Annotated in this window: 11 protein-coding genes; 5 read left to right on the top strand and 6 right to left on the bottom strand. The window is 50.2% G+C overall.

From position 1 onward, the window contains the following. Positions 1-136: 136 nt before the first annotated feature. The 6 genes from ilvD to AC2CG4_RS06710 form a co-directional block, all read right to left on the bottom strand. Positions 137-1,981 carry a dihydroxy-acid dehydratase gene (gene ilvD / locus AC2CG4_RS06735; protein WP_484485517.1) on the bottom strand — a complete coding sequence of 615 codons (1,845 nt, stop codon included), beginning with the start codon at positions 1,979-1,981 and terminating at the stop codon, positions 137-139. A gap of 167 nt (positions 1,982-2,148) precedes the next feature. Continuing rightward, positions 2,149-3,480: an amino-acid N-acetyltransferase gene (gene argA / locus AC2CG4_RS06730; RefSeq protein WP_484485516.1), complete on the bottom strand. Its 1,332-nt coding sequence runs from the start codon at positions 3,478-3,480 to the stop codon at positions 2,149-2,151. Between the two features lie 56 nt (positions 3,481-3,536). Beyond that, on the bottom strand, positions 3,537-4,691 hold the full coding sequence (gene argE, locus AC2CG4_RS06725; RefSeq protein ID WP_484485515.1) for an acetylornithine deacetylase: 1,155 nt from the start codon (positions 4,689-4,691) through the stop codon (positions 3,537-3,539). Between the two features lie 396 nt (positions 4,692-5,087). After that, on the bottom strand, positions 5,088-5,687 hold the full coding sequence (locus AC2CG4_RS06720; RefSeq protein WP_484485514.1) for a cohesin domain-containing protein: 600 nt from the start codon (positions 5,685-5,687) through the stop codon (positions 5,088-5,090). Between the two features lie 27 nt (positions 5,688-5,714). After that, positions 5,715-8,216 (bottom strand): ExeM/NucH family extracellular endonuclease, encoded by a 2,502-nt coding sequence (locus tag AC2CG4_RS06715; RefSeq protein WP_484485513.1) that lies wholly within the window; start codon positions 8,214-8,216, stop codon positions 5,715-5,717. A gap of 150 nt (positions 8,217-8,366) precedes the next feature. After that, positions 8,367-8,852 carry a MarR family winged helix-turn-helix transcriptional regulator gene (locus AC2CG4_RS06710; RefSeq protein WP_062064483.1) on the bottom strand — a complete coding sequence of 162 codons (486 nt, stop codon included), beginning with the start codon at positions 8,850-8,852 and terminating at the stop codon, positions 8,367-8,369. 297 nt (positions 8,853-9,149) lie between these two features. On the opposite strand from AC2CG4_RS06710, the gene ectA reads away from it, so the two are divergent. From ectA to AC2CG4_RS06685, 5 genes are all read left to right on the top strand, one after another. After that, positions 9,150-9,743 carry a diaminobutyrate acetyltransferase gene (ectA, locus tag AC2CG4_RS06705; RefSeq protein ID WP_484485512.1) on the top strand — a complete coding sequence of 198 codons (594 nt, stop codon included), beginning with the start codon at positions 9,150-9,152 and terminating at the stop codon, positions 9,741-9,743. A gap of 81 nt (positions 9,744-9,824) precedes the next feature. Beyond that, complete coding sequence (gene ectB, locus AC2CG4_RS06700) at positions 9,825-11,099, top strand: diaminobutyrate--2-oxoglutarate transaminase (RefSeq protein WP_484485511.1); 1,275 nt, start codon at positions 9,825-9,827, stop codon at positions 11,097-11,099. Between the two features lie 94 nt (positions 11,100-11,193). Beyond that, complete coding sequence (locus tag AC2CG4_RS06695; protein ID WP_484485510.1) at positions 11,194-11,589, top strand: ectoine synthase; 396 nt, start codon at positions 11,194-11,196, stop codon at positions 11,587-11,589. Beyond that, positions 11,586-12,551, top strand: a complete 966-nt coding sequence (locus AC2CG4_RS06690; protein ID WP_484485509.1) for a TPR end-of-group domain-containing protein — start codon at positions 11,586-11,588, stop codon at positions 12,549-12,551. The genes AC2CG4_RS06695 and AC2CG4_RS06690 overlap by 4 nt, the downstream gene beginning before the upstream one ends. Positions 12,552-12,676: 125 nt before the next feature. Continuing rightward, positions 12,677-14,119, top strand: a complete 1,443-nt coding sequence (locus tag AC2CG4_RS06685) for a sodium/proline symporter (RefSeq protein ID WP_484485508.1) — start codon at positions 12,677-12,679, stop codon at positions 14,117-14,119. The last annotated feature ends 124 nt before the right edge of the window (positions 14,120-14,243 follow it).

The following is a 14,243-nucleotide window of genomic DNA, read 5'->3' as shown; positions in this document are numbered from 1 at the left end:
AAAAAGCCAGCAGTAGCTGGCTTTTTTATTGGGAAAATTATTCAAGTAAAATTAAAAGTTACCTGCTGATTAGATATCCTATTATTGGAGAGAATTGCGCCGCAAGAAACACTAAGCTGCGGCGCTAACTTATTTATCAATCGAGTTTACTTAAATCCCTAACCGCGCCTTTGTCTGCACTGGTTGCTAGCATCGCATAGGCTTTGAGTGATGCGCTAATTTTGCGTGGGCGGACTTCAGTTGGCTTCCAGGCCAATGCACCTTTTGCTTCTTCGGCGGCGCGGCGCGCATCCAGTTCGGCATCGGTCAGAACTACATTAATGCTGCGATTGGGTATGTCGATACGGATAATATCGCCGGTTTGCACCAAACCAATCGCGCCACCAGACGCCGCTTCAGGTGATACGTGGCCAATCGACAAACCAGAAGTTCCGCCAGAGAAGCGGCCATCGGTAAGGAGTGCGCAAGCCTTGCCCAAACCTTTGGATTTTAAATAGCTAGTGGGGTAGAGCATTTCCTGCATGCCGGGCCCGCCTTTGGGGCCTTCGTAGCGAATTACGACTACATCGCCTTCTTTTACCTTGCCGTCCAATATATCGGCAACGGCCTTGTCTTGACTTTCCACTACATAGGCTTTGCCTTCAAACACCCAGCAGCTTTCGTCTACACCAGAGGTTTTTACGACGCAGCCATCAAGGGCGATATTGCCTTTGAGTACGGCCAAACCGCCTTCTTTGCTATAGGCATTTTTCACTGAGCGAATACAGCCTTCTGCGCGGTCGCCGTCCAAGGTGGGCCAGCGGGTAGATTGGCTAAACGCCGTTTGGGTGGGAATGCCAGCGGGGCCTGCTTTGTAGAAAGTGGCTACAGCTTCAGATGAGGTGCTGATAATGTCCCATTTGTCTAAGGCTTCTTGGAAGGTTCTGCTGTGAACGGTAGGTAGTTGATTGTGGAAAAGACCGCCGCGGTTCAGCTCAGCTAAAATGCTCATTACGCCGCCGGCGCGATGCACATCTTCCATGTGATACTTAGGTGTATTAGGTGCGACTTTGCAAAGCTGCGGAACCTTGCGGCTCATGCGATCTACATCAAACATAGTGAAGGGGACATCACCTTCTTGAGCAGCAGCCAGCAAATGCAAAATGGTGTTGGTAGAGCCGCCCATGGCGATATCCAAGGCCATTGCATTTTCAAAAGCAGCAAAGCTGGCGATGGAGCGTGGCAATACGCTGTAGTCATCTTCTTCGTAGTAGCGCTTGGTGATTTCGACAATGCGGCGGCCAGCTTCTAAAAAGAGTTGCTCGCGGTCAGAGTGAGTCGCTAACAACGAGCCGTTGCCTGGCAAGGATAAGCCCAGCGCTTCGGTCAAGCAGTTCATGGAATTAGCGGTAAACATGCCTGAGCAAGAGCCACAAGTGGGGCAGGCAGAGCGCTCGTATTCAGCGACTGTTTCGTCGCTGGCGTTGTCGTCTACCGCAATCACCATGGCATCAACCAAATCAAGCTTGTGCTCAGAGAGTTTGGTTTTACCGGCTTCCATTGGGCCGCCGGAAACGAAAATCACGGGAATGTTCAAGCGCATAGCCGCCATCAACATACCGGGGGTGATTTTGTCACAGTTGGAGATACACACAATCGCATCGGCGCAATGGGCGTTAACCATGTATTCAACCGAATCGGCGATGATGTCGCGCGAAGGCAAGCTGTAGAGCATACCGTCGTGCCCCATGGCGATACCGTCATCTACGGCGATGGTGTTGAATTCTTTGGCGACGCCGCCGACTCTTTCAATTTCGCGTGCAACCAGTTGACCCAAGTCTTTTAGGTGAACGTGGCCGGGTACAAACTGGGTAAAAGAGTTGGCGATGGCGATAATCGGTTTGTCGAAGTCACCGTCTTTCATGCCGGTAGCGCGCCACAATGCGCGAGCCCCGGCCATATTGCGGCCAGCGGTGGTGGTTTTGGAGCGATAGATTGGCATAAAGCGTAACCTCGTAAAGCGTGTCGCGAGTTGCGGCCAGCGGTGAATTTGGATGTAGCAATGTGCGAAATGATAGCAGAAAGCTGCCGTTTTCGGCAGATTGCCTGTGGCGGGAAATTGCAAGCATTGCCGCTTTCAATTGTTTCGAGAGCGGCGTGTATTTAGAGCTATATCAGTGTTTTAATAAAAATCTTGGAGTTGCGCTGATAGTTATAAAGCTCCTGTTTGGCGATGGGCAAATCGTCAATTTTCCCCTGCACAAAGCCCTGCTCGATAAACCAGTGGGCTGTTTGGGTAGTGAGCAAAAACAGCTGTTTGATTTTCTGTTTGCGCGCCTGTGTTTCCATTTGTTGCAGCAGAGTTGCAGCGCGGCCGCCATTGCGATATTCCGGATGGGTCGCCACGCAGGACAACTCCGCCATATCGCCGTAAGGGTAGAGTGCTGCGCAGGCGATAATGGAGCCGTCTTTATCCATCACATGAAATTTATTGATTTCCGTTTCCAGTACTTCACGCGAGCGACGCACTAAAATTCCCTGTTCTTCGAGTGGACGTATTAATTCCAAAATATCAGCTACATCATCGATAGTGGCCGTGCGCAATTGCTCGTATTGACCTGAGTAAATCATGGTGCCCAAGCCATCGCGGGTAAACAGTTCGGTGAGCAGTGCGCCATCGGTTTCGTAACTGATTAATTGCGCGCGCTGCACACCTTGCAGGCAACTTAAATAACAGGCGCTGACCGCCTGCTGTAAATCAAAACTGATTTTATTACCGTGTTCATTGAGATAATTTTTGCATTCGGGCAGCGATAGCTGGCGAATTAAATTGCCTTCGCTATCGCTCAAACCATTGCCTTCAACAAAGGCTAATAATTTGTCGGCTTTAATGGCGCCTGCTACATGAGTGGCAACGTCGCTAAAGGTTAAATTAAAAATTTCACCCGTGGGTGAGTAGGCCATAGGCGATAGCAATACTACCGCGCCGGAATCGAGTGCAGCATTGAGCGAGCGAGTGTTGACCTTGCGCACTTTGCCGGTGTGTTGCAAATCCACACCATCAATTACACCGTAGGGCATGGCCACAACAAAATTGCCGCTGATCACCTGCATGTCGGCATCGTGCATGGGCGAGTTGGGTAGGCTGGTGGAGAGCGCCGCTTCAACAATAGTGCGCGCCTCGCCAATCGCTTGAATTACCAAGCGTAAACTTTCACTGTCGGTGATGCGCAAATGATTGTGAAAATGACTAAACGTATCGGCAACTTGCAGTCGATCATCAATTTGCGGGCGGGCGCCGTGCACCAGTACCAAGCGCACATCGAGGCTACAAAGTAGCGCTATATCGTGCACTATATTGTGAAAGTTCGCGTGGGTGATGGCTTCACCGGGCAGCATCAGCACAAAGGTTTTATCGCTGTGTCTGTTGATGTAAGGCGTCGAGTGACGAAACCATTTCACATAGGCGTTGGTACTGGTGTCTTGAGTGTTCGCAGGCACGATATGTCTCTTGTTAAAAAGTCTTTTAAAAAATCATTGTTGTGGCGAAAGAAAAACTACAAACAATATTTCTCGATTAGCCCGCGCACAATCTTTACTGCCGGTTCAATCTGATCGAGTGGAATAAACTCATCCGGTTGGTGTGCCTGATTAATCGAACCAGGTCCGAGCACGACAGTTTGCATCCCGAGCTGTTGCATAAACGGCGCTTCGGTGGCGAAAGCAACACTCTCGGAGTGATTGCCGGTCAATTGCTCGCACAGTTTTATTAACTCGCTGTGTTCGTCTTCACCGAAGGGATCAACACCTTCAAACAGCGATGATAAAACAATATCGGTGCCGCTGCGCTCGGCGATAGGTGTTAAGCGCTGCTGAATCGCGGCGCGCACTTCGTTGTTATCCATGCCCGGCAGCAGGCGCAAATCAAAATGCAATTCGCAATCGCCGCAGATGCGGTTGGCACCATCGCCGCCGTGAATGCAGCCTAAATTCAGTGTTGGCGTTTGCACGGCAAATCCGGCGTTGCGATATTTCAATTGCAATTCATTGCGCAGGCCGATGAGTTCATTCATCACCTGATTCATCGCCTCCAGCGCATTATTGCCCAGCGCTGGATTGGAAGAGTGACCGCTCTGGCCGCGCACACGAATCGCTTCCATCATGATGCCTTTGTGCATGCGGATTGGCACTAGCTCGGTGGGTTCGCCAATCACCGCATAGCGCGGCGACACACCGGGAATGCCTGCTTTAGTCAGCGCACGGGCGCCACTCATACTGCTCTCTTCGTCGGCGGTGGCGAGCACAATCAGCGGGTGTTTAAATGTGTGGCCGATATAGGGTTTGACCGCTTCGATAATGACCGGAAAAAAGCCTTTCATATCGGTAGCGCCAAGACCGTAGAGCTTGCCATCTTTTTCGGTGAGCCTGAAGGGGTCGGATTGCCAGCGATTGGCGTCATAGGGAACCGTATCGCTATGTCCCGCCAATACTAATCCACCTTCGCCGCGGCCAAGGGTAGCGATGAGGTTGGCTTTGCCGGCCTGAGCCAGTTCCATCACCTGAGTGTTGAAACCTAAATCGGCAAAACAACTCGCGAGATAATCAATCACCGCGCGGTTGCTCATATCCCACTCGGGCACGGCGCAGCTTACCGATGGCAGAGAAACCAGGTTTTGCAGGTGATCCTGATAGCGTTTGAAGTCAATAGTCATGGTATGGCTCGGTCATTCATGTCGGCTTGTTATCGGCGATTGTGGCTAAAAATGCAAGTACGGCGGGATAAATTGGGTAGGTAAAAAATGTATGTTCACCTTATTGCTGTAATCACTCTTATAAGAACGAGATGGTTTGGGCTAATGTATTCGGAGTCCTATTGGGGTTTCAATCCCGCTTCGCACTATGCATTCGCGCCAGATGGCCTTAAAAAGACAACAGTTTTGCTAAGTTCTCGATATGTCTGGCTCCTATTTTGTTGGCATTTTAACTCTTTTCATTATTTACAAGAACAAGCGTAACTTCGGCGACCTGGATTTAGATTTCGGAAGAACGGTAGCTATTCATTAATTCCGCTTCATCGGTGATTGTCAGGCTTTTTTATAATTTGGTTTTCATTTTGGTGACTGCGACAATTTGGTGCGTAAAACTAAAATAGCCAACATGCCAATCAACAATAACAAGCTCGATGGCTCCGGCACTGAAACACTGTTGATATTAATGCTGGTGCCATTGATGCTATCGAGGGCTAAATTGTTGCCGTAGGCATCGCCCAAGGCGTTGGCGGTTAGTGAAAAATCGCCGCTGCCTATAGCAATAGCCTTGAACAGGATACTGAACAGAGTGAATTCTCCTGCTTGGTAGTTTTCCAAATCCGTTACCGCATCAAACGATAATTCAAACAGGTTTAACCAACCGCTGCCGCTGTTGCTGTCTTGCAGGCTGCCAAAGCCGGACAAATCCAATTGATTGCCCAGCAGTGAATCGCCCCAGTTGATATTGCCAAGGCTAAACAGGCTTGCATCGTAATTAACATTCACATCGTAAACCCCTAGGGCAGTGCTGCCATCCAAGCCGCTGATGCGAACTTGAACTTCAAGGCTGTCGCCAAGGTTGATGGCATTGTTGTCGGCAATTAAATCGATGCTGATTGCATTGGCGTTGAATGATGCAGCTATGCAGAGTATTGAAAATAGGCGTAATAGAGTTTTCATTGTTGTCTCCTTAATCTGGTCTTGTGTTTAGTTAGTGGCGCAGCCGGGGCGAGTGCATTGCAGTGTGAGTGCACGGGCATCGAGTGCATTGATGGTGCCGTCGCCATTTACGTCGCGTTGATCAATTGCCGTTGGAGTAGCGCCGCGCGCATTGGTCACGATCATTACATCGTTTTTATCCACGTCGCCGTCGCCATCCAAATCGATTACTAATTTCAGCGATATCAACAGCGGGTCGTGATCCGATGAACGATAGGCATCAGGCGCGTAAAAATTATTAATCTGCGCAGCGGATTTAAATTCGGTGTTGTAATCGAGGCTGATGGGTTCGTCAGCGTTGATATGCCAATCAGATGCGAACAATACCTGCGGAGTGAGTGAGCTGCTGGCGAGGCCGTGATCCAAATAACCCGCTTGGCCATCAAATACATAAGAGTAGGCGCGGCTGCCGCCAAACAAATTGATCAAATCGCTGTAGCCCGCGTTAAGAATCTGGCGGATAGGATCTTCTTTGGCGTAAGCGTTTAAGTCGCCGATGATTAAATAATCGGAATCATTCACGCCGGTGGGGTGAGTGCTCAACCAATTCACCAATGCAGTCGCTGCCTTGGTGCGAGTGAGGTTGCAGTTGCCTTGACCATCGCCGATGTCGGTATCACCCAAGTCATTACAATCCGAACCTTTGGATTTGAAATGGTTGACGACAGCAGTGGCAATGGCGCGATTGCTATTCACGCGAAAACTTTGCGCCAGTGCCGGGCGGTTTTTGGTGTCGATAAATTGCGCATCCACACTGGAATCCAGAATCGCTGTTTGGCCAATGGCAGTGGCTTTATCGCTGCGATAAATAAAACCAACGGCAATTTCATCGGTTCCAATTTTGTTCACGCCTGGGTTAATAAATTTCCACACGTTGGTATTGGTGGCTGTATTTAATGCGGCGGCCAATTCTGCAATCGCGCTGGTATTGCTGTAGCCATCGTTTTCAATTTCGATCAGGCCGATCACATCAGCATTCAAGCCAACCAGTGCGCTGACGATTTTGGCTTTTTGGCGGGCGAATTCTGTTGTGTTGTTTGCGCCGCGTGAGGTGGGGAAGCCGCCGCCGGTGCCATTGCCGTTGAAGAAATTTAAAACGTTAAAACTGGCGATTGTTAAATTCGCAGCGGAATCGATTTCCGGTGCGAGCGGGCGTGCATTCGTGTGAATAAAATTCGGTGTAACGGTTGGCAGAATGCGATAGCTGCCAAAATCGTAAGTGATCACACCGCGCAAGTTGGCCACTGTATCGCCGCTGCGCAGAGTATTTTCAGCCGATAAACCCGGTGCAGGGAAAATAACCGGGTTAGGGTTTTGCACATTGCTCCCATCATCCATCATTAATTTATTTAAATTGTTTTGCGCTTGTAGAGCGTTGGCGGCAGCGCCTGGTTCGACCACATTGGTCGGCTGCTGTAAGCGACCATTGGCCAGCAGCAGTTGTCCGTAGCGGCCCAATTGATAGGTTTCGTTAACGGTGAGTGTTTGTGATATCGCAACCGACATACCCTCTAGGGCTTCAAATGCATCCAGCGATGTAACCGGCAGTGAAAGGCTTGCAGGAGTTGGCAGTGGTTGATTGCTGGCGCACACTTTGACTGTAGCGGTGTTGAGTTGGGTTAGCTCAAATGTTTCTGCAACCGTTCCGTTTACGCGTACGCGATCCCCCACTGCGACCGGCGTAGAGCTGGCGATATAAATACCTTCCGATGTTGCAGGATTGCTATCACGATCGGCATCTTCTTCCTGAATAAAAAATCCGCCGAGTTGATTGGTGTTTTGAAAGTCGGCGACCACGATTGCTTCGATAGTGACGTTATTGCCAACGAATGGGCTCGCGCTGCCTGCGCCTTGAACGCTGGCGATCCGGCTGGCGGTTTCACCGCATTGGCCAATAGTGCTGCCACCATTGTTGTCGCCGCCATTGCTGCTGCCTTGATAAGTGCCCAGATGGTCAAAGGTGTCTTGCGCGTAGCCTTCCCATTCAGAGGCTGGATCAAAACTGTCGTTGATGATGGTGTCGCCGCTGGTGATGGAGGTTTTGCGGCGCAGGGTGTTGTCGGCAGTGCTGGTTAGGCCTGTGCCCCATTCGCTGCCGGGGTTGTTACCAACTTGGCCGATGCTATCCAATATGGTGCTGCCGTTTTTTAACACTATGGCATCGTTGCCGTTAAACCAGCTGGCGCTGCTGGTTTGATTGGCGACCGCCAGAATGGTCCCATTGGCGCTGCCGTGCGCCAGTACAAACACGCCTTGTGCGGGAATGGTGCCGCTCAGGTTGATGGTCAGTCCGGCGCTGTTGCTACCGTTGAAATACATCTCAACTTTGTAGCCGCTTAAATTAATTGCGTTGTCGCCGCTGTTGTAAATTTCCAGTGCTTTGTTATTGCTGCTGCCTTCGATGTATTCGGAAAAATACACGTTGGCACTGGCGGGCAATGCGCATAAGCAGCTAATGGTAAGTGCGAGTGATGTATGGAAAAGCTTCATGTTTGGCTCCTGAGGCGGCTGGTTCCGATAGGTGGTGATCGGAACGCAGCTTAGGGAGCCTTTGTTACGGAGCTGTGGCGTTAAGAGGACGGTTTGGTGATGTTTTGATGACGCTCGGTTTCCTGTTTTGCTGTTTCAGCGGTTTTCTTTTTATTCTTTTTCGATAGTGCGATCTAGCGAGCCCAAATCCAGGTAGGGCGATGCATCTATATCTTCGGCGTCCATCATTTCGGCCAGTCGCTGTAGTGAGGCGATAATCATGTGTTGCTCCCAGCTCTGTAGCTGGTCGAACTTGCGCACAAAGCTATCTTGCAGTGGGGTGGGGGCTTGGTCGAGCAAGCGGGAGCCGGTCTCGGTCAGGCGCGGATGGATTTTGCGTTTATCGGTCTGCGAACGAATGCGTTCCAGCAGGCCGCGATCCTCCAGACGATCCAAAATACTGGTCACTGTGGCCTGGCTCAGGCTCATGGCTTCAGACAGTTCGCTGGCGGTGGCATCACCCTCGCGGCGGATCAGTTGCAACAGGCGCAATTGCGGGCCGGTGACACTGACAGTCTTTACTAATTGCTTTGAGTGCAAATCAATTGCGCGTATCACACGGCGGAGGCTGGTAAGTACTTGATCTATCTGGCTCATGAAGGATTCTGCGGTTTATCACGTAAATAGTGGGTTGTGTGAGGTGACAGCATGCCTGTTCTTGTGCGCCTTGTCACTTGTTCGTCATTATCCTGTCATGGACTTTTTACATAATACTTAGTATACTAATGAAATAACTTGCATCGAGGCAGCAAAAGTTGCCGCTGATGAGCTCCTACCCCGTGTTGCTTGGGGCTCTAAACATCACCCTGTTTAACCGGGCATTTTAATGGTTAGTGTTGTAATAAAAATGCCCTCAGCAAGATGCATTTAATAAAGACGCGCTATGGAGGTTTAATGAACACCAGAAACGATCTTTTTGAGGACAAGTTGGAGTTGCGTCATCCCCGTGCCACCGACGGTTTTCATCTCAATCAATTAGTAGCTGCTAGCCCGCCGCTGGATACCAACTCGGTTTACTGTAATTTACTCCAGTGCCAGCACTTTGCCGATACCTCTGTCGCCGCTGTTATCGATGGCAAAATCATCGGTTTTATCTCTGGCTATCTAGTGCCAAACGACCCTGAAACGCTGTTTATCTGGCAGGTAGTGGTCGATGCTAAGTTCCGTGGCCACGGCTTGGCCAAGCGCATGCTCAATTGGTTGGTTGCGCAAAGTACGACGGAAAATGCACGCCATCTGATTACCACTATCACACCTGACAATAGTGCCTCCTGGAAGTTATTTGAAGGTTTGGCGCGCGATTGGCAAGCGCTAGTGGCAAAGGATGTGTACTTCGAGCGCGAGCGTCATTTTGCTAACCAACATGACGACGAGTATCTGCTGCGCGTTTCCCCTCTGCCCAACCGCCCACAGGAATCGCACACGCATTCCTATTCCGATTTACGTAGCAGTTTGGGTTTGTCGCCTGGCAGACGCTGGCTGGATTAATTAACTCACCCATTATTTTTCCTATCGGGCAGGCCTGCGTCTGTTCACGGGATACTTTTAACCAAAATGAGGAGCTGGACTATGCAAGTTTTCCAACAGATGGAGTCTGCAGTAAGGTCTTATTCACGCAATTTTCCGATTGTATTTCAACGTGCTCGCGGCAGTTACCTGTTCGACCAGCAAGATAAACCTTATCTGGATTTTTTAGCCGGTGCAGGTTCATTGAACTACGGCCACAATAATCCACTGCTGAAAAAGGCCTTGCTGGATTACATTGAAGCCGATGGTGTTGCCCATGGTTTGGACATGCACACCGGCGCCAAGCAAGAATTTTTGGAAGTGCTGCGCGATGTGATTTTGCAGCCGCGCGATCTGGATTACCGCGTGCAATTTACCGGCCCTACCGGCACCAATGCAGTTGAAGCGGCAATGAAAATTGCGCGCAAAGTAAAAGGCCGCGAAAAAATTATCGCGTTTACCAATGGTTTCCACGGTGTGTCACTTGGCGCGGTCGCGGCAACTGGTAACGAACATCATCGCAATGGCGCCGGTGTTTCACTTGGCAATATTGAGCGCATGCCATTTTGCGGTTATCACGGGCGCGATACAGATACGATCAAGATGATGGATAAGTTGTTGAGCGATCCATCCAGTGGTGTGGATTTGCCTGCTGCGGTCATTGTAGAAGTGGTGCAGGGCGAGGGCGGTTTAAATGTAGCGGGCGATAGCTGGCTGCAAGGCCTGCAAAAATTGTGTCGCAAACACGACATCTTGTTGATTGTCGATGATATTCAAGCGGGTTGCGGTCGCACTGGTAGTTTTTTCAGTTTTGAATCCAGCGGTATCAAGCCAGACATAGTGACCCTGTCCAAATCGCTCAGCGGTTTTGGTTTGCCGTTCTCTATAGTGCTGTTAAATCCGGCACTGGATGTGTGGAAGCCGGGTGAGCATAACGGTACCTTCCGCGGCAATAATCATGCATTTGTCACCGCGACAGCGGCGTTAAAAGCCTACTGGAGCGATGATCGTTTTCAGCAGGATATTAAACATAAAGCCGAAATTATTACCCGCAGTTTGCAAGCCATAGTCGATGCGAATAAGCCGTTGGCGAGAATGGTGCGCGGGCGTGGGTTTATGCAGGGTATCGAATGCTCCAGTGGTGAAGTTGCCGATTCTATTTCACAGCACGCATTTGAGCGCGGCATGATCATTGAGACTGCGGGCAACCAAGGTCAGGTAGTGAAGTGCTTTTGCCCGCTGACCATTAGCGAAGAAGATTTGTTAAAAGGTTTGAATATTTTGGGGCGCTCTTTTAAAGCTGCGCTGCAGGAATATCCATCGCTGAAAACAGCGTAAATATAACTGCCAGAACCATTTGCAGAGATCGACATTAATAGCGACAAATCGCTCTGCGCGATTCGCTAAAAAATCAAAAGAGGTACATGCACATATGTTGATTAGACGTTTGGCGGATGCTCCGCTACAGGGGCGTTCTATAAGTGCGCCCGGTTGGGAAAGTAATCGCCTGTTATTAAAAAGTGATAACGCGGGTTTTTCATTTCATATCACCCGCATTGTAAAAGATGCTGAGTTAGCGCTGCATTATCAACACCATATTGAAGCGGTGTACTGCATTAGCGGTGTAGGTGAGATATTTGATATTGCGCAAAATGAAACCCATGAGATTAAGCCCGGTACACTTTATGTACTGGATCAACACGACAAACATATTTTGCGTGCGTTTGAAGAGTTGCAGTTGGCCTGTGTATTTAATCCGCCGCTGAATGGGCGCGAAGTGCACAACGCTGAAGGCGCTTATGAATTAACTGCGGAAGAGATAGCATGAGGCAAGACTCCGCTTTTAAGCGGGCATTTATATTATTGCTGATTGTATTGTTACCCCTGTTATTTGCGGCAGGCATTCAGGCTCAGCCCGTTGCAGTGCAAAGCGAAGAAGCTAAAGCGGCAACTCAAACGACCGACGCTGCCGAGCGCGCGCAGCAGCAGGTGGAGCAGTTGCAAGCGCCGCTTTACAGCGCGTTTACTGAACGTTATGTGTTGGATGAATTAAAAGCGTTGCGTGTGGATATGGCCGCGCAGCGCGTGGAGTTTATTCAACAGATAACGGATCGCCAAATTGAAGCGGTAGATCGCAGTGTCAGTTATGCGACTAATACAGTGTCTAATTTTTTCTACATTATTGCGGCCGTAAGTTCGGTGTTGGTGATTGTCGGTTGGACATCGATTCGCGAAATGAAAGAAAAAATGGGCACCCTGGCTGATAAAGAATTGCGCAAATTAATTGGCGCCTATGAATATCGCCTGCGCGAAATTGAGCAACAACTGCAAGAAAAATCCACCAATATCGATGAAAACCGCGAGGCAATCGAGCGCACCAAAGACATTCATGCGCTCTGGTTGCGCGCTGCGCAAGAAAATAGCCCCGCCAATAAAATTGCGATTTACGATCAAATCCTCGCGCTAAATCCGCAAGACTGCGAAGCTATCACCTACAAAGCGGATGCCGCGCTGGAAACTAACGAGCCGCAATGGGCGATCAATTTATGCCAGCGTGCACTGCAACTTGACTCCACCAACGCCCATGCGTTTTATCAGCTCGCTTGCGCCCATACCACGCTGGGTCATTTTGATGATGCCATTAAATTTCTCACCCAAGCGTTGATTAAGGGTGATGCGCGGCTGGATGATTTTGCCGAAGATCCCGCTCTGCAACCTTTGCACCCGCTGCCGGCGTTCAAGCGGCTGTTGGATGAAACCATGACCAAAACAGTTGCCCCGCATAATTAGATTAGAAACATCTACATAAAAAATTAAAGTAAAAATACCTAAATCAAAAATACCTAAATCAAAAAATGATGCATAAAGACAATAACTAACACATCATATTATGCGTTCATCTGCGAGAGGTTTGGATGCTCATCAGTTTTGTTATATGTCTATTTTTATTCTTACTGGTGGGTTTGGCCTCCAGCCGTTTGCAGCGCAATAATGCGCAGGACTATTACCTCGCCAGCCGCAGTGTCCCGCCCTGGTTGGTGGGGCTGTCGGCGGTGGCAACTAACAACAGCGGCTACATGTTTATCGGCGTGATTGGCTACACCTATGCGGTGGGTTTGTCGGCCGGTTTATTAATGGTTGGCTGGATTCTGGGGGATTTTCTCGCATCGCTCTGGGTGCATAAACAATTGCGTCGCGTTGCCATGCAACACAATGAATCCAGTTATCTTGGTGTGCTGCATCAATGGGCCGGTTTTGGCGATAACCGCTTCCGCAAAATAGCGGCGCTAATGGCGCTGATTTTTTTGCTGGCCTACGCCGCCGCGCAGTTAGTGGCGGGCAGCAAAGCGCTGCAAGTATTGTTGCACTGGCCCACCTGGTCGGGCGCGATTCTGGGTGCAGTACTGGTGATGGCCTATTGTCTGGCGGGCGGTATACGCGCCTCCATCTGGACCGATGCCGCCCAGTCGCTGGTGATGATTGTGGCCATGGCGGTGATGTTGTTCAGTTTGGTGTCGGTACTGGGTGGAACCGAGGTGATTATGGGGGCCTGGGCGGATATTCCCGGCTTTTTATCGCTCGCACCGGCAGAGGTATTAATCCCCGGTTATGGCGGTGTGGCGCTGTTTTTTATTGGTTGGCTGGTCGCTGGTTTCTCGGTGGTGGCTCAGCCGCACATCATGGTGCGGTTTATGGCGCTGGACAGCGAAGGTGGCTTGGCGCGCACCCGCTGCTGGTATTACTTCTGGTTTGTCGTGTTTTATTGCATGGCCACCGCAGTCGGTATGCTGGCGCGGTTGTATCTGCCGGATACCGCCGGGTTTGATGGCGAATTAGCCCTGCCCAGTATCGCCATGGATTTGCTGCCGCCAGTTGTGGTCGGTTTGGTGCTGGCGGGTATTTTTGCCGCGACTATCTCCACCGCCGATTCCCTGTTGCTGAGCTGTTCATCCTTCTTGAGTCAGGATTTATTCCCCCGTCAATTTGCCTCGCGCTACGGCATCAAAATCGCCACCGCCCTAGTGACCTTGGCCGCCTTGGGTTGGGCACTGCTCAATCGCCAGTCGGTATTTGCATTGGTGATTTTTTCTTGGTCGGTACTGGGCGCCTGTTTTGTGCCATTGATTCTGCTCCTGCTCTGGCGTATTCGCATATCCACCTTACAAGCATTGGTGTTGATGTTAGTGGGGGCGGGCAGTGTATTGTTCTGGCGCTTCTTTGGCGCCGATCTGGCCTTGAACGGCGGTGATGTCTACAAGGGTTTACCGGCGTTGTTCGTGTGCCTGCTGTTCATTGTTGTCATGCTCCTGTGGCGGCGGTTACCTCATCAAAAACCGGAAGTGACTGAGCAGTCGTAAAAGTAACGGCGATTTGCGTGTGAGCGGCTATAGCAATTCAATCTATTGAAGAAGATAGAATTGGGAACCTTGGCAGAGTTTGGGGAGTCGGAGTTAACCAGAATTCAATTTTGAATGGCTCCTG

It is taken from the genome of Cellvibrio sp. ATLC23 (genome assembly GCF_057196725.1).
The sequence above is the reverse complement of the archived record's forward strand: the minus strand, read 5'-3'. Positions and strand labels throughout refer to the sequence as shown.

Excerpts from the sequence above, each read along its gene's own strand:
- ectB (WP_484485511.1), top strand. The coding sequence starts at position 9,825 with ATGCAAGTTTTCCAACAGATGGAGTCTGCAGTAAGGTCTTATTCACGC.
- ilvD (WP_484485517.1), bottom strand. The coding sequence starts at position 1,981 with ATGCCAATCTATCGCTCCAAAACCACCACCGCTGGCCGCAATATGGCC.
- argE (WP_484485515.1), bottom strand. The coding sequence starts at position 4,691 with ATGACTATTGACTTCAAACGCTATCAGGATCACCTGCAAAACCTGGTT.
- AC2CG4_RS06695 (WP_484485510.1), top strand. The coding sequence starts at position 11,194 with ATGTTGATTAGACGTTTGGCGGATGCTCCGCTACAGGGGCGTTCTATA.
- ectA (WP_484485512.1), top strand. The coding sequence starts at position 9,150 with ATGAACACCAGAAACGATCTTTTTGAGGACAAGTTGGAGTTGCGTCAT.
- AC2CG4_RS06715 (WP_484485513.1), bottom strand. The coding sequence starts at position 8,216 with ATGAAGCTTTTCCATACATCACTCGCACTTACCATTAGCTGCTTATGC.
- AC2CG4_RS06685 (WP_484485508.1), top strand. The coding sequence starts at position 12,677 with ATGCTCATCAGTTTTGTTATATGTCTATTTTTATTCTTACTGGTGGGT.
- AC2CG4_RS06710 (WP_062064483.1), bottom strand. The coding sequence starts at position 8,852 with ATGAGCCAGATAGATCAAGTACTTACCAGCCTCCGCCGTGTGATACGC.
- AC2CG4_RS06720 (WP_484485514.1), bottom strand. The coding sequence starts at position 5,687 with ATGAAAACTCTATTACGCCTATTTTCAATACTCTGCATAGCTGCATCA.
- AC2CG4_RS06690 (WP_484485509.1), top strand. The coding sequence starts at position 11,586 with ATGAGGCAAGACTCCGCTTTTAAGCGGGCATTTATATTATTGCTGATT.